The 20,825-nt window shown below is 58.8% G+C and carries 11 protein-coding genes and 8 pseudogenes; 9 read left to right on the top strand and 10 right to left on the bottom strand.

What is annotated here, in order from left to right:
• Window positions 1–210: pseudogene (locus Q2M23_RS40925) on the top strand (ABC transporter permease); the annotation flags it as partial.
• A gap of 336 nt (window positions 211–546) precedes the next feature.
• Window positions 547–686: pseudogene (locus tag Q2M23_RS44280) on the top strand (3-oxoadipyl-CoA thiolase); the annotation flags it as partial.
• A 126-nt stretch (window positions 687–812) separates the two neighbouring features.
• Here Q2M23_RS44280 and Q2M23_RS40920 read toward each other — a convergent pair.
• Both Q2M23_RS40920 and Q2M23_RS40915 read right to left on the bottom strand, forming a co-directional pair.
• Window positions 813–1,871 carry a phosphotransferase family protein gene (locus Q2M23_RS40920; protein ID WP_316399107.1) on the bottom strand — a complete coding sequence of 353 codons (1,059 nt, stop codon included), beginning with the start codon at window positions 1,869–1,871 and terminating at the stop codon, window positions 813–815.
• 142 nt (window positions 1,872–2,013) lie between these two features.
• Window positions 2,014–3,213, bottom strand: a pseudogene (locus tag Q2M23_RS40915) (acyl-CoA dehydrogenase family protein); the annotation flags it as partial.
• An 811-nt stretch (window positions 3,214–4,024) separates the two neighbouring features.
• Between Q2M23_RS40915 and Q2M23_RS40910 the strand changes: the two are divergent.
• A complete protein-coding gene (locus Q2M23_RS40910; RefSeq protein WP_316399106.1) occupies window positions 4,025–4,909 on the top strand; it encodes a 3-keto-5-aminohexanoate cleavage protein in 885 nt (294 codons plus the stop codon).
• A gap of 328 nt (window positions 4,910–5,237) precedes the next feature.
• Entirely contained in the window at window positions 5,238–6,737 is a 1,500-nt protein-coding gene (locus Q2M23_RS40905; RefSeq protein ID WP_316399105.1) for a 3-hydroxyacyl-CoA dehydrogenase NAD-binding domain-containing protein, read from the top strand.
• Between the two features lie 499 nt (window positions 6,738–7,236).
• Here Q2M23_RS40905 and Q2M23_RS40900 read toward each other — a convergent pair.
• Window positions 7,237–7,901: pseudogene (locus Q2M23_RS40900) on the bottom strand (GntR family transcriptional regulator).
• A gap of 701 nt (window positions 7,902–8,602) precedes the next feature.
• On the opposite strand from Q2M23_RS40900, the gene Q2M23_RS40895 reads away from it, so the two are divergent.
• The gene (locus Q2M23_RS40895) at window positions 8,603–9,310 is read left to right on the top strand and encodes a hypothetical protein (RefSeq protein WP_316399104.1); all 708 of its coding nucleotides are present in this window, start codon (window positions 8,603–8,605) and stop codon (window positions 9,308–9,310) included.
• 1,031 nt (window positions 9,311–10,341) lie between these two features.
• Window positions 10,342–10,458 carry a transposase gene (locus Q2M23_RS44275; protein ID WP_410469831.1) on the top strand — a complete coding sequence of 39 codons (117 nt, stop codon included), beginning with the start codon at window positions 10,342–10,344 and terminating at the stop codon, window positions 10,456–10,458.
• A gap of 703 nt (window positions 10,459–11,161) precedes the next feature.
• Here Q2M23_RS44275 and Q2M23_RS40890 read toward each other — a convergent pair.
• On the bottom strand, window positions 11,162–12,037 hold the full coding sequence (locus tag Q2M23_RS40890) for a CmcJ/NvfI family oxidoreductase (RefSeq protein ID WP_316399103.1): 876 nt from the start codon (window positions 12,035–12,037) through the stop codon (window positions 11,162–11,164).
• Between the two features lie 628 nt (window positions 12,038–12,665).
• Between Q2M23_RS40890 and Q2M23_RS40885 the strand changes: the two genes are divergently transcribed.
• Both Q2M23_RS40885 and nodU read left to right on the top strand, forming a co-directional pair.
• Window positions 12,666–13,586 carry a CmcJ/NvfI family oxidoreductase gene (locus Q2M23_RS40885; protein ID WP_316399102.1) on the top strand — a complete coding sequence of 307 codons (921 nt, stop codon included), beginning with the start codon at window positions 12,666–12,668 and terminating at the stop codon, window positions 13,584–13,586.
• 643 nt (window positions 13,587–14,229) lie between these two features.
• On the top strand, window positions 14,230–15,915 hold the full coding sequence (nodU, locus tag Q2M23_RS40880) for a nodulation protein NodU (protein ID WP_410469830.1): 1,686 nt from the start codon (window positions 14,230–14,232) through the stop codon (window positions 15,913–15,915).
• A gap of 93 nt (window positions 15,916–16,008) precedes the next feature.
• Here nodU and Q2M23_RS40875 read toward each other — a convergent pair.
• The 3 genes and pseudogenes from Q2M23_RS40875 to Q2M23_RS40865 form a co-directional block, all read right to left on the bottom strand.
• Window positions 16,009–16,712, bottom strand: a pseudogene (locus tag Q2M23_RS40875) (IS5 family transposase).
• Window positions 16,713–17,275: 563 nt separating this feature from the next.
• A pseudogene (locus tag Q2M23_RS40870) lies at window positions 17,276–17,587 on the bottom strand (IS110 family transposase); the annotation flags it as partial.
• A 504-nt stretch (window positions 17,588–18,091) separates the two neighbouring features.
• Window positions 18,092–18,388, bottom strand: a complete 297-nt coding sequence (locus Q2M23_RS40865; protein ID WP_410469829.1) for a transposase domain-containing protein — start codon at window positions 18,386–18,388, stop codon at window positions 18,092–18,094.
• 210 nt (window positions 18,389–18,598) lie between these two features.
• Between Q2M23_RS40865 and Q2M23_RS44270 the strand changes: the two are divergent.
• Window positions 18,599–18,973: pseudogene (locus Q2M23_RS44270) on the top strand (IS110 family transposase); the annotation flags it as partial.
• A 102-nt stretch (window positions 18,974–19,075) separates the two neighbouring features.
• On the opposite strand, the pseudogene Q2M23_RS40860 reads toward Q2M23_RS44270, so the two are convergent.
• The 3 genes and pseudogenes from Q2M23_RS40860 to Q2M23_RS44265 form a co-directional block, all read right to left on the bottom strand.
• Window positions 19,076–19,480 (bottom strand): annotated as a pseudogene (locus Q2M23_RS40860) (transposase domain-containing protein); the annotation flags it as partial.
• A gap of 47 nt (window positions 19,481–19,527) precedes the next feature.
• The gene (gene tnpB, locus Q2M23_RS40855; protein ID WP_092084175.1) at window positions 19,528–19,875 is read right to left on the bottom strand and encodes an IS66 family insertion sequence element accessory protein TnpB; all 348 of its coding nucleotides are present in this window, start codon (window positions 19,873–19,875) and stop codon (window positions 19,528–19,530) included.
• A 178-nt stretch (window positions 19,876–20,053) separates the two neighbouring features.
• Complete coding sequence (locus tag Q2M23_RS44265) at window positions 20,054–20,272, bottom strand: transposase (RefSeq protein WP_410469828.1); 219 nt, start codon at window positions 20,270–20,272, stop codon at window positions 20,054–20,056.
• Between the last annotated feature and the right edge of the window lie 553 nt (window positions 20,273–20,825).

The raw sequence follows: 20,825 nt of genomic DNA, 5'->3' as shown, positions 1-20,825 counted from the left end.
TCCTTCGACGAGACGGTGGTCGCGCTTTTCGTAACTAGCGCGGAGCAGCGCACCTTGCCGAAGGTCCTGTTTTCCGGTATCCGCGAGGAGATTAACCCGACTATAACTGCTGCTGCGACCGTGCTCATCCTGTTCTCCATTACCATGCTGACCACCATCGAGCTGCTGCGGCGCCGTTCGGAACGCCTGCGCGGCATCCGCAACGCATGAGGGGCATGTCTGCATGGACGCCTCCGCGAAATCGGCAGATCATTGTGCCCATCAAAGCACTTTGGGCGAGGTCGCGATCGGCATGGCAGTGCCTGCGGACCGCTTGTGCAACTTCAGCGGGAAGGACCCGGCCGCAATGCCGCCCGAACCTGCATAGCCTGGAGCAGTCGAGCGAGATTTACGAGAGTACGGCTGCTGACCGGGGCGCAGCTTTACAAGACGAGCGATAGGTTACCGGCTCGGCGTCGCTGCCTATGCCGTGCTCGTATTGAAAACCGCCACGGCATAGCGGTGGGAGGCAGGTTTGCGGAGGCGCAACCACCGATGCCGACATGCAATGCATCCGGCGTCAAGACGGCGCTGCCGCGATGATCCTGCTTCGGAAGCCGCGGTGAAGAAGCACGGTCTGACGCTGCGCATGCATTTTCGGGTTTGTCTGCGCCGGCGTGTCCTCGCGTATCATGGGCGTCGGGCCCGGTGCCGGCCGGCTGGAGCTTGGCGAGAACTTCCGGTGTCGTCTCGGCTAGAGGATGCTCGTCCTTGTCGGTCGGGGGCGGCCTTGCCGCCGGGATGGCTTGAGCCAATGTCAACCCGAGCTCTCGCTACATTGCCCCCACCTTCTGCGCGTGGGCCCACGACGCTTTCGCGAGTGGCGCAGTGCGTTTGGCGGATTCGAGCGCCTTGGCACTCGCCGCGGTACCGTCGCGGACGCGACCGGCAATACCCTGGGTGATGCCCACCAATCGAAAGAGATTATAGGCAAAATACCAGTTCAGGTCCGGCAACTCCGTGCCGGTAAGATTGCTATAGAGCTGGGCGGCCTCTTCCATGCTGGGGATGTTCTGCGACTTAAGATCGGCGCCGTGTAGGCCCGGCATCGTCCACTGCATCAACAAATAGGTAAAATCAGCCATGGGATCGCCGAGTGTCGACAACTCCCAATCGAGCACCGCGATCACCTGCGGCTCACTGACGTGGAAGATCATGTTGTCCAGCCGGAAGTCGCCGTGCACGATTGAGATGCGCTTTTGTTCGGGCAGAGTCTTCGGAAGCCATTCGATCAACTTTTCGACCTCCGGAATGTATTGCGTCTCGGAGGCCCGATACTGCTTGGTCCAGCGGTCGACCTGGCGCGCGAAATAATTACCTGGCTTGCCGAAATCGGCGAGACCAATCTTTTCTGGATCATACATGTGGAGCTTCACGAGCGTCTCGATCTTGCTCCTGAAGATCTTCGGCCGCATCTCCGCCGGCAGGGCAGGCAGCGCTGGATTCCAAAAAACCCGCCCCCGCTCCATCGACATGATATAGAAGGCCGCGCCAATGACGGCGTCGTCGGTGCAAAGCGCATAAGCCCTCGCAACCGGAAAGCCCTGTTCGCCAAGCGCAGAAATGACGCGGAACTCGCGATCGACGGCATGCGCAGAGGGTAACAATTTGCCGAACGGCTTTCGACGCATCACGTAGGAGCGGCCGGGCGTATCGAGCCGATAGGTCGGATTGGACTGACCGCCCTTGAACTGCAGAACCGTCAGAGGGGCGGCATAGCCTTCAACATGCTCGCGCATCCAGGCATCAAGATTGGCCTCATTGAAGCGATGCCGCTCCTCGACGGGCTTCGTCCCCGAAAATTCTTCGTCCTTCTTGATACCGTCGGCCACCAGGATACCCTATTACTTTACCGTCATTCAGCGGGGTCCGAAAGGACCAGACCTGAAATCTCGGGATTCCGGGTCGACGCCGCGCATTACCCCAGACTGATGCTGTGTGGGGCGCTCCGCGACTGTACCTTGGCAAATTCGTCGAAGCGTTCGCATACTTCCGAAGCTCAAGTCTCGTAATGGGCGCCAGACGCATCGTGCGCATGGAGGCGTAATTGCGCGCCAAGCCCGCCTCGTCAGAAACGCCTGCGCCGCCGAAGACCTGGATCGCCTGGTCGATGATCCTCAGTGCCATCCGGGGCGCGGCGACCTTGATCATCGCGATCTCAAGCTGCGCAATCTTGTTGGCCACCTTATCCATCATGTCGGCGGCCTTGAGGCACAAGAGCCTGTTCATCTCGATGTCGATACGAGCTTCTGCAACGCGCTGCTCCCACACGGAGTGTTTAAGGATCTTCTTGCCGAAAACGACGCGCGCGTCGAGCCGCTTGACCATTTTCTCCAACGCCTCTTCGGCTTTGCCGATAGTGCGCATGCAGTGATGAATGCGGCCGGGACCAAGCCGACCCTTCGCAATTTCAAAGCCTCCGCCCTCGCCAAGCAACAGATTGCCCGCCGGCACCCTGACATTCTCGAGCAGAACCTGCCCATGACCGTGCGGCGCGTCGTCATAGCCGAACACGGGCAGCATTCTTTCGATTTTAAGGCCGGGCGCTTCGAGAGGTATTAATATCTGCGACTGCTGCTTGTGCCGCGGCGCGGTGAAATCGGTTTTGCCCATCACGATTGCGATTTTGCAGCGGGGATCGCCCACGCCAGACGACCACCATTTGCGGCCATTGCTGACGTAATCATCGCCGTCGCGCTCGATGCGAGTCTCGATATTTGTAGCATCAGAGGAGGCGACCCCAGGCTCTGTCATCAAGAAGGCGGAGCGCATCTCGCCGTCCATCAAGGGCTTCAGCCACTGCCGCTTCTGCTTCTTGGTCCCGTACCGGATCAAGACTTCCATATTTCCGGTATCGGGCGCTGAGCAGTTGAATACTTCCGAGGCCCACCCTACGCGGCCCGTCGCTTCTGCAAGCGGCGCATATTCCAGGTTGCTCAATCCGGCCCCGTGGAATTCATCATCCTCGTGCGAGGACGGCGGCAGGAACATGTTCCACAAGCCCTCGGCGCGCGCCCTCTTCTTGAGGCCTTCCACGATCAGGATCACCTTCCAGCGGTCGCCTTCGGCGTCCTGCTGCTTGTAGATGGGGACGGCGGGGCGGATGTGGCTGATCATGAAGGAGTGCACGCGCTCGAGCCATTCCTTCTGCTTTGCCGAGATGGTGAAGTCCACAGACGCTCCATTGGTAATTCGCGGGCTGCACCGATTGTAGCGTTGTTTCAATACTCGTTACATGCAATGAGCCGTGCGCTGCCGCATAAATCCGGCGTTCGGTTACACTTTTTCGTAGAACGCCGCTGCGCTAGCGTCCTGTTTTTTGGGCGGTAAGCAGTCGCTAGCGTACGATCATTCGATGTAGGCGATAGGATTTGATCAGCTCGATAACGCCATCTACTGCAATCGGCGGATCACAATGCCAATTGCGGTGCAGATTGTGCTAAACGGCGGTACTGGTCACGTCCAAGCCGCCATGGCCGGCCGCTGCAAAGGCATCGAGCATGCCTTCATCACGAGGACGGTCTGACGATGTTTGCAGGGTCGACATACGCAACTGGCGGCTCGGCACGCGTCACACCTGGGTCAGTTGCGCGATCAGCCTTCCTGTCGGATCGAAATTCAGGAGCCGGATGAGCGGTTATATCTACCAATTGAGGCAACCATCTCGGACCACGGCTGAAGGCCGACGGCGAGTCCTCGGTCTCGACCGCCACACACACACACACTCTCTCTCTCTCTCTCTCTCTCTCTCTCTCTCTCTCTCTCTCTTGTGCGCTCTCTGACCCGAGGTGTCGGGCCTGACCAGGGGCGGACAGGACCGAGCTGCGATCGCTTGGAAAGTTTATTCCCTCGGGTCATATGCAGCAATCCCGCGCGAGTTCCGCTATAATTGCGCAAATTTGCAGTTCTGTGCCGGTATAGTCCTTCGGGCGGCCAGGAGCTCTCGGTCGCACTGGCGGGCGTGGCGCAGCGAAGGGAAAAGAAGATGATTTCCGAAGTGTTCATCACCTGTGCAGTCACGGGAGGCGCGCCCGCGAAGCAGCCGAACGTGCCGAAAACCCCGGCGCAGATCGCTGAGGCTGCGATCGATGCTGCTCGAGAGGGAGCGGCGGTGGTGCACATACACGTGCGGGATCCTGAGACCGGGATGAGTTCGCGAGATCCGGCACTCTTTCGGGAAGTGGTGCAGCGAATCCGCAAATCAGACGTGAACCCTGTCCTCAACTTGACCGCCGGCACGGGCAGTGACCTCGTGTTGGGCGGCCCCGAATCTCCTCTGTCGCTTTCGCCTCGGACGGACATGCCGGGCGCAATGGAGCGACTGGCGCATGTTGAAGACTTGCGCCCCGAGATTTGTACTGTGGATTGTGGTTCGATGAACTTCGGCCGTAACGAATTTATCATGGCCAACACGCCGGGGATGCTAAGCGCCCTTTGTGCGCGAATCCAAGAGCTGGGGGTGCGTCCTGAACTCGAGGTCTTCGATACTGGTCATTTGGTGCAGGTCCACGATTTAATCAAGGAAGGGCTCATCGACGATCCGCCATTGATTCAACTGTGCATGGGGATTCGGTACGGCGCGCCAGACGATGCGACGACGCTGATGGCCTTGGTGCACCAGCTACCGCCGCGGGCTATCTATTCGGCGTTTTCGATTGGGCCGATGCAGATGCCGTATGTAGCATTGGCGCCGATCGTCGGCGCCAATGTGCGGGTGGGGTTGGAGGACAACCTTTACCTGTCGCGAGGTCGGCTGGCGACCAATGCCGAACTCGTTCAGCGGGCAGTGGGAATTCTCGAGAGGATTGGGGTGCGCGTGATGGGCCCGGATGAGGTGCGGGAAAAGCTCGCGCTCAAGGCTTATCATTGAGAGTGCCTTTTATGACCAGCAATTCACCGACGGATTATCCTGCGGTTGGACAGTCGCTTGAGGGCGTCGCGCTCGTAACTGGACCGGCGTGGCGGCTTGACAAAGTCATCGTGACAGACCTGGGTGAGCCCTGAGTTGGCGCCGTTGATCGGTGCCAACCGTCGGCGGGGTGCAGGACAACCTGTATCGGCTTCGCAATCGGCAGGCAGCAACGCCGAGCTCCTCCGGCGAACGATAGGCTTTCTTGAGAAGTAGAGGGTGCGGGTGATGAGCCCGGAGGTGCGCGAAAAGCTCGCGCTTTTAACGTTCATGCTTGAGGCTAAAGTTTATGTCTGAAACCAAACAGTGCGTAGCTGAGAGGCGGCCGCGGGCGATCGGGTTGTTGGGGGGGGGGATCATTGGCGGCGGTTGGGCCGCACGATTTATCCTCAACGGCGTGGAGGTGCGGCTGTATGATCCGGCACCTGGTGCGCTTGAAAGTGTCCGCAACATTCTGGCCAACGCGCGTCGGGCTTTTGGGCAGCTGACGATGGTCCCACTCCCTCCCGAAGGGACATTGACGGTAGTGGGGTCGATCGCAGAAGCAGTGGATGGGGTCGAGCTTGTGCAGGAGTCTGCTCCGGAGCGTCTCGAGCTCAAACAACAACTCCTCTCAGAGGCGAGCCGGGCGGCAGCACCCGAGACCTTGATCTGCTCCTCGACTTCAGCGTTGCTGCCCTCGTTGCTCCAGATAGGGATGAAACATCCTGAGCGCTTTCTCGTCGCGCACCCATTCAACCCAGTGTACCTGGTGCCGCTAGCTGAGCTGTGCGCTGGACAGCACACAGCGCCCGAGGCATCGGCGAGAGCGGCAGAGATCTACCGTTCTGTGGGGATGCACCCGGTTTTGGTGCGCAAAGAGATAGATGGATTCATCACGAGCCGGGTGCAGGAGGCGGCGTGGCGCGAGGCGATGTGGCTGGTCCATGACGATGTCGCCACTGCGCAGGAGGTGGATGATGCAGTCCGTTATTCCTTTGGGCTGCGCCGTCCGATCATGGGACCGCTGCAGACCTACCGTATGGCCGTCAATGAGGCGAATGGGCGTCGTGCGATGGTGCGGATGGGGCCTGAGCTGAAGAAGCCGTGGACGAAGCTCACCGAGGTGCCCGAACTCACAGACACCTACCTGGACAAGCTCGGCCAGCAGTTAGACGCTCAGATGGAAGCCGAGAACGTCACTTTTTCAGAGCTTGAGCGAAAGCGCGACGACTGCCTTGTCGCCGTGCTGCGGGGGCTTCGTTCAGAAGAGCACGGCGCGGGCTCGGCGCTGGCCCGCTGGGAACGAGGGTTGCGCGAGCGCGTTCCGCAGCCTGCCAAGGGTTCTGACCCGCTGCGGCTGCCAACGCTAGTGATTCCGTCCAGCTGGCTCGACTACAATGGTCACGTCACCGAGAGATGCTACCAACAGCTCTGCAGCGATGCGACAGAAAACGTGCTCAACTACATCGGCATCGACGCTGCGTATCGGGCAAGCAGCGGCAGCTATTTCTCGGTTGAAACACATCTGACCCACCTTCGGGAACTGCGCGCCGGCGATCGCGTCCAGGTGATTACGCAGGTTCTCCACGCCGACGACAAGCGACTTCATCTATTCAATAGGGTGATGCGTGAAGGCGATGATGGTCCGGCAGCGACGAGCGAGCAGATGCTGATACATGTCAGCGCAAACAGCGGACGCAGCGGACCTGTACAAGGACAGGTGCGAGAGCGCGTTCTGAAGCTGGCGCGTCTGCATGCCCAGCGGCCGCGTCCGGAGCGCGCCGGGGCAAGCATCAGGCTGCCTTGAATTCGTCAAAAGCGCTTTTCCCAGAGCCTCTTGGCGCTCATCAAGCATTCATTTCAATAATGCATAAGTATAGGCTTCAGTGTCGCAAAACCACTGCCGCTGCGCTGAAGCGACGTACAGCGATCAAAGGCCACTCAGCGGGGGATCAGTGCGACCCGGAGGCAGCCCAGGTTCTTGCAACAAATCGTTGCACGCGCACATTCCTTCGGAGGCAAATGGCTGTTGTTAAGTTCATACAGCTCTGCAATCACATGTTACATCGCAGAAACGAGGACTGCGTTGCCTCCCTGATCTTGATTAGAATAATTAGGCCGCCAGATCTGGGGTATAAACGCGGTGTGGATCAGGCCCTCGTTCCGCAACTGCTCTCGTACCTCCTCAAGCCCGCGGCCAATGACGGTGGTCGATCTTCCTGCTTCCGTTGGAGTACAGGGGCCAGGGGCAATGACCTGGGCGGTGGCGATCAAGCTGAGACTTCGCTCGTGCAATGGCCCGCGGCTTACGACGAAGCTCGCCAGATCCCCTTCTTCGTCAAAGGAGCAGAAACGGCCAGCAGCTCAATTGTTCGAATGTGGCGCGCTAGGCAGCGTACAGGCTTGATCGACGTTACGTGAGTGCAGTGCTTGCTGAATCAGGCGGTGGTCCTGGTTGGATCGTGGTCGCCAGCCGGGACTGCGCGCCATCGCGAACACCAATCGAGAATTTGCGAGTTGTAAGCCATCGAGGCTAGCGAGCAGGCGCGGCATTGCGTAAGGCGCCACCAGGGCGCGATGGAACGCGCGGTTGGGCCATTTCAAATCCTGAAGCGTCTGTGCCTTGTCTCCCTCGATAATGGCGAGCTCAATCCGTGCCAAATGGGCCGATGTGAGCTTTGGAGCTGCATGGCCAACGCCACGCGCGCTGCGCCGCATTTCGGCGGTTTCCCTCGCTAAATTGCTATCGAGCGGGGAACGCGCGCACCGCGACGGGGCGCAGCTACGACAAGATGTTGGGGTTCCAGTTGCCGAAACGCCTCACGCACGAAACGTGGCTTGAATTGAGTTACCGCGGCACATCATCCTGCCTGAGCCGGGCACCTGGCTGCAGCGCGGCACTGATAATTCGCTTGCCGATTGACTCCGCTATGCGCCCGTCAATCGTCGTATTCTCGTCGCGGCTCGTCATAGATTATCGATCATAAAGCCCCGCGCGTGAGCTTCCAAAAATGCAGCCAAAGCTTGTAGGACTTTCACAATTTTGAACCGATTTTCGCGACTTTCGAGCTATGCCGGAAAGTGGGGTGCGCTCCGAAGGTGCTTACCAACAGTGGAGGAAGCGTCCACCCAGAGAGTTGTCGATTGACTTGGTAGCTGAAGAGCGGTTCGGAGGGCAACTGACGGATCGGTGACAAAGGGCGCCGTTGGACGGCCGAGCGATCCAGCGGGCCGTAACGTGAGTAGTGCGCTGGGAGACCGGCAAGAAGTATGTGCTGAAAGTCCACTGCGATGAAGGGTTAGCAATCCACGTCGCCCCCGATCCGTGCACAGGCGCTCGCGAGGGCGTCGGCGAAGCGCCGGTAGGGGAGCGTATAGGCCCGCCATTGAGCCGCGAACGGTTATCAACCTGGATCCCGACGTTGTTTACTTCCACGGAAGACAAGGCCGACAGGTGCGTTACTGCGAGCGCCTGCCGGACCCGGCGTGGTCTGAGACCCTGGCATGTACGGACGCTCTTTGGGCGGGAACCGGGAGGTCTTTGGATCGGCCATAGGCCTAAAGCCGCAAGGCAAAGGAAGGGGCAGTTCACCGCGCTTCTCCACGACATCAACGTCGATATACTCCGGACGGCGTTCTACGCGCTCAAGCGTAAAGCCGCCCAGGCGTGGCATGACATGGCAGGATTACGAGTCGGACCTCGAACTCAGGCTTAAGGATCTGCACGGACGAGTCCATCGGGGAGCCTATCGGCCGCAACCGTCTCGCCGGACGTACATCCCGAAGGCGGATGGAAAGCAGCGACCGCTGGCGATCGCCGCCTTGGAAGACAAGATCGTTCAGGGCGCAACCGTCTTGGTGCTCAACGCAATCTACGAGCGCGACTTCGTCTTCAGCCCAGACGAGGACCGCATGTTTTCGACGGCGGTTAAATTGAGCAAAGTGAACTGGATACTGGACGCCGACATCCGAAACTGCTTGGATGTTGCGTCATACTACACCTTCGTTTTTTTGAGAGGGCCGAAGAGGTCCGGAGCAACTGCAGGTATTGAATTCGTATGCCTTTTGCCCGTCCGCGATAGACGTAAACGGCCTCAAGCTCGTCGCGCTTTACACGTTGCAAGATGGTTTGCCGCGAGACGCCGAGTAGTTCATGGCCTTGAACGCCTTCCCGTAACCTTCGAGCGCGCTCTCCACAAAGCGCGACCGCAACTCGTCATTGATACGGATGCGCTACGGCGCGCCAGGTGTGATCTGCTCTCCGGCAATGAAGCCGTCGTTGAGGCAGCGATGCAAAGTATAGGGTGCGATCCCGAGAGCATATGCTGCTCTCTCGATCGTCATGCACTCGCCGTTCTGCACTTGCTGTTTCGGCTCTAAGCAGGGATCTCCCAGCGCGTCCGCAGGCTCGACACACGATTTGCCGTAAGCGACAGTCCTGTGGCCCTTGTACGGCCTTGGCGATTGAGGATGCCGGCGATCCTAGTGTCGGGATAATGTGGAGCCAGTCGCCACGCTTGAGCTCGCGGGCAAAAACGGACCAGCCAGGCCTTGCCACCTTGTGGCGACCAAGCTTCACGCTTGGTACCCCCTTAGAGCAGTTGCTCCAGCTCGGCGTCGCTACCGCTTCCGGTGCCTGCCATGTCAGAACCGCGCGCGTGTCAGAACCGCGCGCGCAAACCGCTTCAGCGTGTCACGCACCGTCGTCGACCCAATGTCGACGCGCCCGCCAACCACGCGCGTCTAGAACTCAGCCTCAAGGCTCAACCTCACAATCTTGGCACCTGACGCATGATAACCCTCCTCGTGCTCGGTGCGCGCGGTGATCTCGGAATCGGCAGCCGGCGGGTCGCCCGCTACAATCACCAGAACGTCCACCCACTCCACGGCTGCCTTCGCGATCCGGCGCGACGAGTAGATACGCTCGCATAACGGTGCAGAAAGTAGCGCCGACGGCGGCTGTCCAAACCCGCTCCGGTAGCTGGCGGTGATCGCAGATAGGTCGAGGCTCTCTCGCGCCAGCTATACAATCAGCGCGACAGGTGGTCCTTCGGTACATAGTCCTGCACGCTCGGCGGCAGAAGCTGCGCCTCAAGGGCGAAATCCCTTGCTCATGCGCACGCAAGGAATCTGACTCGCACCCTCTTGACCTGCGACTACTCAGACAGTAGCAGAGGCGTTTGGCAATTTTGGTCGCGGCGTGCGCCTAGCGGTCGAAGCGGCCGCGCAGCCGAAGCGCTTGGCCCTGGAATGCCAAAGCAAGAGGTGCTCTGTCAGGAATCATCACCAGCGATCGAATCCATTGCACGTTAAATCCTGCTCTGGCTCGATTCAAAGTGACCATCGTTTCGAAGCGCTTTATCTCCGAACTTTCGTGTGCAAGGCGACGGGTAAAGCACTCATAATCTTCCATATCGCTAGCTGTAACGAGCAGGACGAAGTCGGCTGGGCCACCAGGCGCGGTCGTTTCCGAGATTGCCCGGCGACACGGGCTGCCCCCACAACAAGTGTTCACCTGGCGTCGGTAAGCACGCAAGTTGCCTACGCCGATGGCTAACGATCCGCCGTTTGTACCGGTGGTGGTAGACGCCACCGTTCGCGGCTGACATAGCCGCAGCCATGCGGCGTCGTGAAAGGTTATCGGGGTTACTATGCACCGGGCGGCGGCGATGAAGGCAACCTCAATGCCGGTAGGACAGTGCAAGTGGAGGAACTTCCAAGCCCTGCCTACGCCGCAGCGGTAGCATCGGTCTCCAAAACAACTTGAAGCGCCTGTGTTCGAGCCCACTCGTTGACGGAGTGTTGCTATGAGAGAGTGAGATCTCGTCAGGCCTACGAGCAAAGACGCGAAATTTCCAAGATGCGGGCGCTGTAGTCATCGCGGCGGCGCTAGTCCACAAGTCGCTGCGAGGCTCGATAGCGGTGGCACTCACGGCCCGCCATATTGACATGGAATTGCATCGTCGGCTTATAAGCGCGATGAGCGATCCTCTGAGCAGGAAGCCTGATGGCAAGGTGAAGAGTTTGACAGAGCGCGAACTCAGGCATGTCGTGCCGCTCCGAGAGGCCCTTGTCTGGGAACGGCAAACGAAAGAAGGCGCCCGCGCCACACTTCCGGTTGGTGGCATTCTCGAAGCACGCATTTGAAAGCTTGCGCGGCTTATGAATAACCCGCCAAGAATGCCGTTCTGTTCGCGGACGAACCGAATGAGTGAAACGCATCTGGGCCACTCACGCGTAGTACACGAAGAAGCGACACTCAAGACTCTCACGAGGCGTTGCATTGGGACACGCAGGACGATTGTCGAACGCCGAGTGAGCCGTCTTCGGATTGCAATGAACCTCGGAATCATAGCTCTTAAACAGAATGAGCTCGTCCGCGGTCATTGCCGGAAAATAGTACCAACGCTGAGTCGGATTGAAGTGCACAAAGCCGAATTTAATCGTGGTGCCGAGAGCGGCATAGTCTACGGCGTCAATATCGGCATCGTGAAAGGAGGCACCGTCGCAGAATGCTAGGGGGAAATCCTGCGGGGGTGGAGAGAGCGCATGCCAAGCTTGAATTACCATCAATCGAGAATACGATCGAATTGGAACTCCCTCTAATTGGCTCGTAATCGCGGCAAGCACAGGACCATCTATTGGCACGTAATCAATATGAGCCAATGCAACGGGATCCTTTACTCCGGAAATCGAGCTCCCGCCGGCAGCACGAGCGATGACGGATCCCCGGCGGGCAATGACCCACGACGCGTGGAAGTAGTTTCTGATAAATGGAACCATCTCTTCCAGGTACTTATCGCGCATAATCTCTGGATCACACTCGTTTGCGCAGAATGGCTTGTGCCGAATTAGAGTGAAGCCTTCCCGGTCAAGCGTGAATTCGTTCACGATAGGACGCGCGTTACGAATGATGACGTCGTAGGTTAGCATAGGCGGCGGTTCGCCTATGTGACCAAACAGCATCTTGGGAAACAGAGCCGATACTGAAACCTCGGGAGCTTTTTCGTCGGATGTGCGTCGAGCAAAATGAATTTGACCTTTGACGCCCTCCAAGCAATCGCGGCTTTCTTGTGCAGTCGGTGAGGCTTGTTTCGTATTTCCCATGTTTGCTTGTCTCCCTATCAGATGATGAAGGCGCTTCGGCAGCCGCGTTCTATCGTGACCGATCGTTCCTGAAGAATACAGCAAGAGGGAAGAGAGTCTTCCTACCAATTCCGAGCGCACGCGGAAGGTCACTCTCACTTTACATGGGCACTAATTGCTAAAATCGTGAATTTTGGAGGTTTTAGACGCCGGAGCTCGATAGAGCGAGGTCTGAAGCACTTCTCCATGCCGGCGATGCGATCTCGATCGATGTACGCTTGACGCTGGCCGCACCGAAGGCCAAAAGGCGCAAGCCGTCGCCCGGATGCGATCGTGGCTCGCAATTTGCGGCGTCGACGTATCCCTAGGCCTTGCTTAGCCGCGGGTTCGTAGGTTTGGGCCTGCGCGGTAATCCTTGCGACAGCGCGATGCCACAAAGCTTCATGAAAACATTGGGGTTGAGGCCGTCGCTAGCTCTGACTTACGGAATACTATTAGTCTTAGCAGGTTCGTTGTTCCCGACTTTCGGGTAAGTGACTGCAGGCTGAAAGACAGGTGTCGTGCAACGGATCGGTTTTCGTGATCCTTGGACTTCGATCCCCGATTACTTCCATACAAAGCGCTAGCAGAAACAGGTTAGGAGGATACTATGGGAAATGCTAAGAGGTCCTCATCGGCAGCACGAGTAAACCGTGATGATCTGGAGAGTGTGGTAGGTCAAATTGGCTTTGCTCGACGTACACCCGACGAGCGTCCAGCAGCTGTTACACCAAGGGGATACGACAACTTTAGCTTTGTCGACCACGACGTTACTATTCGCAACGCGCGTCCGATCGTGGACGAGCTATCGCTCGACAAGGAAGGCTTCGCTCTCATCCAGCACAGATTGTCTTGTGCAAACGAGCGTGATCCAGAGGCCTTCCAAAAGGAGTATCTGGATGAAATGGTTCCATTCATTAAGGACTACTTCAGTGCGTCGCGGGTCACGACTGCAGATCTTGGCGGCGTCGCTCTTCGTTCTATCGGTGGAGACCTCTTTCGTCGTCCAGAAGTTGAGGGCCGAGGCGCAGGCGTGGAGATCGGTGAGGACGCCGGCGAAGCCGGCAAACATTCAGTCAGAAACTTCGGGGTTGGATATGCCCATTGTGATTACGCGCCAATCGCCGGCCCCCAGATTGCCGCGCGTGACAGCCAACTGCAGGGCAGTGAGATTCGGTGGTATTCCCGATTGATGATCATTCAAACTTGGTGTGCTCTCTCGCCGCCTCCGCAGGATCTCCCTCTTGCGTTCTGCGATGGCTCATCCGTCCCAGAGACTGATCTTGTCGTGACGCCACTGACCAAATTAGGCGAAATTATCAGCGTTTGGATCCCATACTACAGGCCTTCTCACCGTTGGTACTACTTCCCTGAAATGACCCAGGACGAGTTCGTTCTGTTTAAGGGCTATGATTCCGACACGCATTACAAGCCGAGGTCAACTCACTCGGCGTTTGACAATCGTCGCTTGTACCCTAATGCCAAGCCCCGAGAGAGTGTCGAGACTCGCCTCTACGTATACTACGACTGAGTGGCCGAGATCATTTTGTCCAGTTTGATTGCTGCTCAAGTTCGCAGGAGGACTGGAGACGGGGCGCGCGGTGTACTGAGGCAATAGGGTAGCCCCACGGTTCTGATCATAGGCGCGAACCGCGTGTCGGCTTGGGCCTCTCGCGGCAATGGCGTCACTTTCCAGCGCAAGCTGCTGTCGCCTATCAAACACGAGGCGGCGGCTCAAAGGCACAAATTAGCTTCGGAAGGTTCATTACCCTCGTAGGAGCTGGCGCCAGCTTCCATAAGTTGTTCGCCCTTGAGCTGGCCGCTCGGATGTGGCGACGCTAGCGGATCGGATGCGGCTGTGGCAGGGCAACCTCCATATGCCGCCTGATGCTCGGTGGGGCTAGCGGCACGCTTCGCGACTTCTGTCCCAAAACAAACGCGCCCAATGTCTGGAAGTCACCATGCTGGCTGCGGACGGAACATTCGGCGCGCTCCTCCGGCTTAGACTGGCCTAAATCCTGCACGATAGTAATGGGAGACGGTCGAATTTCGATCTGCCAAGCCAAATAAAGTCGGCGGCCAGCCTTCACGTGGACTGCCAAATGCATTGGTGGGAAGAGAAGCAGATTATCATCCGAACAGCGATTGGACTTGGATTTAGATGTGGAGGAACTATGCGCATTTGCGGAATTAAACTGACTCACGACGGAGCGACCGCTCTCATCGATGATGGACGGCTGGTTTTTTGCACCGAGCAGGAGAAGCGGGGCAATGGTCGTCGGTATCAAGTCATCGAGAATCTCGATGCAATTGTGACCGCTTTGGCTGAGCACGGTCTCGATCCTGAGGACGTTGATCAGTTCGTTATAGACGGATGGTTCGGGGGGATAGAGCCTCGGTTCAGGGTTCTCAGTGGTACGGAATCTGTCGTTCTCAAAGGGGCTCCATACCTTGAATGCCATGGTGATAGCCTTCTCACTTCGCGCAACGGCGTCGGCCTAATGCTCGACGGAAAGATCTTCCCTTATAGAAGCTATCCGCACATTGCGAGCCATGTGGCCTCGGCATACTGTACCAGCCCATTCGCGAGAGCCGAACAGCCGGCATTTTGCCTGGTGTGGGATGGTGGCACCTTTCCGCGTCTCTACTATGTGGAGCGCCACGACGTCCGCTTCCTCGAATGTCTGTTCCCGATAACTGTGTATGCTTATGGTGCGGCGGGCCGTCACTTCGGGCCATATAGGCAGCCGGACCGCATCTGGCGGCAAGACCTAGGTCTTGCGGGAAAATTGATGGCCTATATCGCGCTCGGGTCTGTTGATGAAGCCATCGTGGCAGTATTTCGTGAACTGTACGAGGGACGATTTGCGGCGGATACCGAGCTTGCTCGTCGTTATCGGGCAGACATTAACAGCATGAATAACTCCGACGCTCTGCTTGAGATTGTGCACGAATTCTTCGATGCCAGTGAGCTGCGATTGAAAACCAAGGCGCCTGAGGATGTGCTCGCCTCATTCCATGCTTTCCTCGAACGCCTCCTCGTCAGCGGAATGGAGATGGCTGTGCGGGGGCATTCAGGTGTTCGGGAACCGCGGAATTTGTGTATAGCGGGCGGCGGCGGCCTCAACATCAAGTGGAACAGTGCACTACGGGCGTCCGGCTTGTTCGATGCAGTCTGGGTGCCGCCCTTTCCTAATGATAGTGGCTCGGCAGTCGGGGCCGCTTGTTCTATGCTGGCGGCGGAGAAAGGTTTCGTTCCGCTAGAATGGTCGGTCTATAGTGGCCCAACCCTAAAAAACAGTGACGTACCGTCTGAATGGGAGGCTGTGCCATGCAGCACGCGTGAACTTGCCGCGATTCTCGCGAGCAACAGGCCCGTGGTTTTTCTCACCGGCCGCGCAGAGCTCGGACCACGGGCTTTGGGTGGGAGAAGTATTCTCGCAGCCGCGACATCGGCGGGAATGAAGGATCATCTCAACGCCATCAAACTTCGCGAAAACTTTCGACCAGTGGCGCCCATATGCCTAGAGGATCGTGCGCCGGATATTTTCAGCCCTGGAACGGCGGATCCCTACATGCTGTTCGATCACCAGACACGTGCGGAATGGCAGAATAAAATCCCCGCCGTTGTACATCTCGACGGAACGGCGCGATTGCAGACCATCTCCAGAAACTCTAAGCACAAAGTCGCCGAGCTCCTTGTCGAATACGAACAACTCACGGGAATTCCCCTGCTTTGTAACACGAGTGCGAACCTCCACGGTCGTGGTTTTTTTCCGGACGTTGCCTCGGCTTGTCGTTGGGGACGCGTTGAACAGATATGGTGCGAGGGCCTACTGTGGACGAAAAACTGCAAGTGAGCGATCGCCACCTTCGACAGCCTTTTCTATCCTAATGACTGTCATTTGTGGATAAATGTCCAGCTCACTTGAGCGCTAGGTGAGCGTGGTCAGTTATCGCATCCATAGGACGATGGCAGCGAGAGTGACGACGGCTCGGTAGTTTCGGGCGGTTTTTTCGAAGCGGGTTGTGACGCGACGGAACTGCTTGAGCTTACTGAAGCGGCATTCGACGAGATGGTGCTGGGCACAGAGATGTTTGTCGAGGTGAGGGCGCGCGACGGGTTGTTGGAGATGACGGCGAGCGCGCCCTTGGCTGCGATGGCCTGGCGCAAGTGATCCGCGTCATAGGCCGTATCGGCCATGACGGCCTCGGCGGGCAATCCCTCGATCGATGTGGCGGCTTGTGGTGCATCGCCGTTCTTGCCCGCGGTGAGCGTGAACCGCACCGGACATCCCAAACCGCGAACGGCCATATGTATCTTGGTGCTCAAGCCACCGCGGGAGCGCCCGATGGCTTGAACTTCAGACCTCCCTTTTTCGCCCCGGCGGCGTGCTGATGCGCCCGGACGATGGTGGAATCGACGATCAGATACTCGAAATCCGGATCGTCGGACATCGCTTCGAAGATCCGCCACCACACACCCTTGATGCTCCATCGACCAAAGCGCAGAAACACGCTGTTCCAATCTCCAAACGCCTCCGGAAGATCACGCCAGGCCCGTGCGTAGGATCCACAGCTCACCCTCCACGAACATCCGGTTGTCGCGTCCGGTCGAACCTTTCTGGTCAGGCCGGCCTATAACGAGCGGCGCCATGCGCTCCCGGGCCGCGTCGCTCAACACCAAACGCCATCACCCCCCAAGGCCGCCTGCCAAAAGAAGCCTTGAATCTGAATTGCTCTCAAAAGGGAATCCTTAAAGTCCACACCACCTAGCCGTATTCGGTTCCGGTGCCCACTTGAATGCAGCTTTCGATGTTGAGGCCTCGCAAGCTGCGCCTTCATCTTCAAGGGTAATCGACGCCAGTTGATCGGTATGTCGGACTTTCGCCTCGCTCATCCAATGGCCCCCGGGCAAGATTGCTGTCATAAGTCCGCTTGGTACGTTCCGGCTCAAAATCTGCATCGATGTGCACGATTAGTTTCCCAACTTCCCACCAGTCAGCGCTTCCGCATCCGCTTCGAGCAGACGCGGGGGCCAACGTCTAGTAGCAACGGGTCAGCATTGACGCGGTTGGCTCCGTCTCGACGACTCGGGAACGAGAGCTGGCATTTTATGTTAATTCATCTAGCTCGTCTCAAGTGAACGTAAGCGGCAAGGAGACCCGTCTGGCGGCTGCTGAGTTTGTGAGGCGATGTGAGCTTCTATGTCTGCGCCTAGCCGGCGCGTAGCAGCCGGGCGAGAGAAACGGCGTCGCGGCGATTTGTCTTCACCCGGTCGCCCGGCCTCCTTGGAATCAAATGGCGCCACCACCGTGCATACGTTGCCGAGCGATCGAATCAGACTATAAAGGCCATAGCCGGTCGGACCTCCTTCGTAGCAGAAATGCACGCGGTCAAATTGGTTGACGATCCGCGCTATGATGGGACGCATGTTGGTTGCCGAAGCGTCGACCTCGCCGAAGAAGCGAACCGTTCCCTCCCGCCGGCCTCCACAATCGCGATGCGTTTTCTCAGCCTGGCTACGTCGATTCCGACAGTGCTTCCGTATAATCTGCCACGGCTCGCCTATCGTGCTGAGGATCGGCTCGGTTCGCCCGAGCAACCCTCAGACGCGCAGTGTAGGGCCACCACCTCATTGGCGGAGGCGACATACGGTCTTGCGAGACCATACGCCCATGCCGAGGGTCTCTCGGCTGGAAGTTGTCGAAGGGCGCTCGGCGCCATTGGGCATTCAAAGAGAAGCAGCGGATTGCCCGAGAGTTATCGCGGGCCACGATTGGTGTCGGTAACGGCGGGGCGCAACGCGATGTCTGCGATTCACGTGGCGTCAGACGCGCGAAGGCCGGCTGAGCAGGGATACCGTGCCGGCTCTTGTTCCTGTCGAGATCACACCTGCGCCGGTGACGGTATCGATCAGCACGCCGCACCGGGTTCTTCAACCGCTGCGTAGCGCCCAAGTACGCATACGACGAAGACCGCCTGATTGACGCATGCGCGCGGGCACAGTGAGCTCTATGATCGGTTGGGTGATGGTCAGGCGGCCTGCTGACCGGCAGGCTTATCGGCCTGGCGCAAGAGCTTCCATTCCCAGGGCAGCAGTTCGTGCAGGCGCGACGCGGGAAGATCGGCGATCCGGGCGAGGACCTCGGCGAGCCAGGCCTTGGGATCGACGTCGTTGAGGCGACAGGTCGTGATCATCGTCAGCATGATGGCGGCACGGTCGGCGCCACGCTGGCTACCAGCGAAGGTCCAGTTGCGCCTTCCCAAGGCGATGCCTCTCAATGCGCGCTCAGCGCAATTGTTAAAGGGCATGATGTTTTTAGCGCTCAAACCCGGTGGAGAGGACTGGTCGTCCGGATTAGTCTGTCGAAGCCGGGATAGGGGCGCTGGAGCACGAAACGGTGGCAGGCCGCCATGACCATGAGCTGTGAGCTCGCTTTGTTACTTGGCCGCCCCCCACGACTTGCCCGGCTGCGCTGCGAGCGCGGATCGGTAGATGTCGTGCAAGCCACTGGCTCCTGAGATAAAGGAGAACCAAGCATGCAAATCGTTGGCATGGACATCCACCGATCGTTCGCCCAGGTGGCGATCCTGGAGGACGGAACAATAATCCGACAGCTCCGCGTAGAGCTCGTCCGCGATCGGCTCGTCGCCTTCGCCAAGACACTCAGCCTCGAGGATGAGGTGGTCATCGAGGTGACTGGCAACAGCGCGGCGGTCGAACGTCTTCTGCGCCCGCACGTTAAGCGCGTCGCGGTCGCCAATCCGAGGCTCGGTCGGGCGACCGCCTATGCGCGAGTCAAAACGGACAAGGTCGATGCTGGGACCCTGGCAAAGTTGCATGCTGCCGGCTTCTTGCCGGAGGTCTGGGTTGCTGACGAGGACACCTACAGCCTCCGGCGCCAGATGGCCGAGCGCGCTGGCGTCTGGGCGCAGATCATCCGGATTAAAGGACGCATGAAGGCTATCCTGCATGCCAACCTCATCCCGCCCTACAAAGGCTATCTCTTCGGCAAGCGCGGACAGCATGACGCGCTCGCGTTCGATGTCGTCCGGCCACGGCTTGCGCACCGGCCGCTTGCGCATGAAGGGGCGGACGTTCTGGGTCTTCGCCGCTGCGGCCTGCGCGGCAAGCTCATCCTCGCTCGCTGTGGTGACGAGCTCTTCCAGCTCCAGCTGCTCGAGCAGCCGTGCCGTGCGTTCGGAGCGTTGCCCGTACAGTTCGCGTTTCAGCGTCTCGATGCGCAACTCGAGATGCGCGATTAGCGCCGCGGTATCCGACAGTTGCGCCTGCGCATTCGCGGCTTGCGCCGGCCAGTTGGCAGCCACCGCCTCAGCTCGCAGCCGTGCCTCACGCTCGGCCTGCAGCGCCGCCAGGGCACTGACGAGGTCCGATGGAAGATCGTCCGGCTTCGATATCATGAAGCCATTGAATCAGATCAAGCAGCAGATTCAAACCGTAAAAGCGGCTATCCGACCCGCGTCGGCCGATGGGTTTCTTGAGGGTTACGCCAATCGATCCCGGACAGCAGATAGCTCAACTGCGCCGGCGAGATCGTTACCGATTCTCCGGTAACCGATGGCCAGATGAACTTTCCTCTCTCGAGTCTTTTTGTGAACAGGCAGGCTCCCTGGCCATCGTGCCAGATCGCCTTCACAAGATCGCTGCGGCGACCGCGGAAGACGAACAGATGACCGCTGAGCGGGTCTTTGTGCAGCACCTCCTGCACTTGGAGTGCCAGCGACGGAAAGCCCCTGCGCATATCCGTGTAGCCTGTCGCGAGCCACACTCGCACATTCCCCGGTATCGCAATCATCGGCGTCCAAGCACATCGAGGACCCGCGCCAACGCCTCCGGATCGACGTGCGCATCCACCCGGATGCACCGTCGGTTGCCGAGATCGATCTCTATCAATCCAGTACGCGCGGCTGCCACGGAGCGAACTCGGCCATCAACCGTAGGCAAAAGCTTCGGAGTTTCCTCAGCCGATGCCGCTACGGCGGCGATCTGCACCGGCGTAAAAGATGGTACAACTTGTTCCGATGTCCGTGCTTGTCGACGCCAGGTAAACACAGGCTGGCCGCTACTCCGTTGCGACGCGCAACCTCAGTCACCTTCGCGCCCGGCGCCAATGTCTCCTCGACAATCCGCGCCTTGTCGTCCTGCGACCAGCGCCGCCGTCGCTCCAGCCCGCCCAAAACCTCGACCCGCATCGCCTGATGACCTTAAAGCTAGACTTAAGGTCACACGCTTCGCGAATTACCACTCGTCACGCAAGACGGCCTCGTCGGATGCGTAGTGTGCCAGTGAAACTGGCGAAGGATAGTCGATGAAAGTTCAATACAGGAAAGGAGTAGCGACCCACCCTGACCCCGAGTCATGCGGTGGCGTCCGTGAGGGCGACTTCGAAGCGTTGACAGGGGAAGCCGCAGGCCAGCCATTGAGCCGCGAAATCGGAAGTCTGGAGCGCCGACGCAGTTATGCAATGCGGAAGGCAACACGTTGGGTGGCATGTATCGCAAGCCACCCGACGGCTCCACGCGGTCGGAGACCCTGAGCATGCGGGGAAATCCTTCGCACAGGAACTGGGAGATCTCGTCGTCGCCCGAGGGGGGACAACCTTCGGGTGGGCTGGGGAAGGCTGAATGCCGTAAGCCCAGCGTCACCGTCGACGAGAAGTCGGATGTCCGCATAGTGTGCGCTGGGCAGCGCATGAGTCAGGAGGGTTCAAGTCCCTCCGGCGCTCGAATGAGGGGCGCCGTATCC

Source organism: Bradyrhizobium sp. 33ap4, assembly GCF_032654765.1.
GTDB classification, from domain to species: Bacteria; Pseudomonadota; Alphaproteobacteria; order Rhizobiales; family Xanthobacteraceae; genus Bradyrhizobium; species Bradyrhizobium australafricanum.
This window is presented reverse-complemented; position numbering and strand designations above follow the sequence as displayed.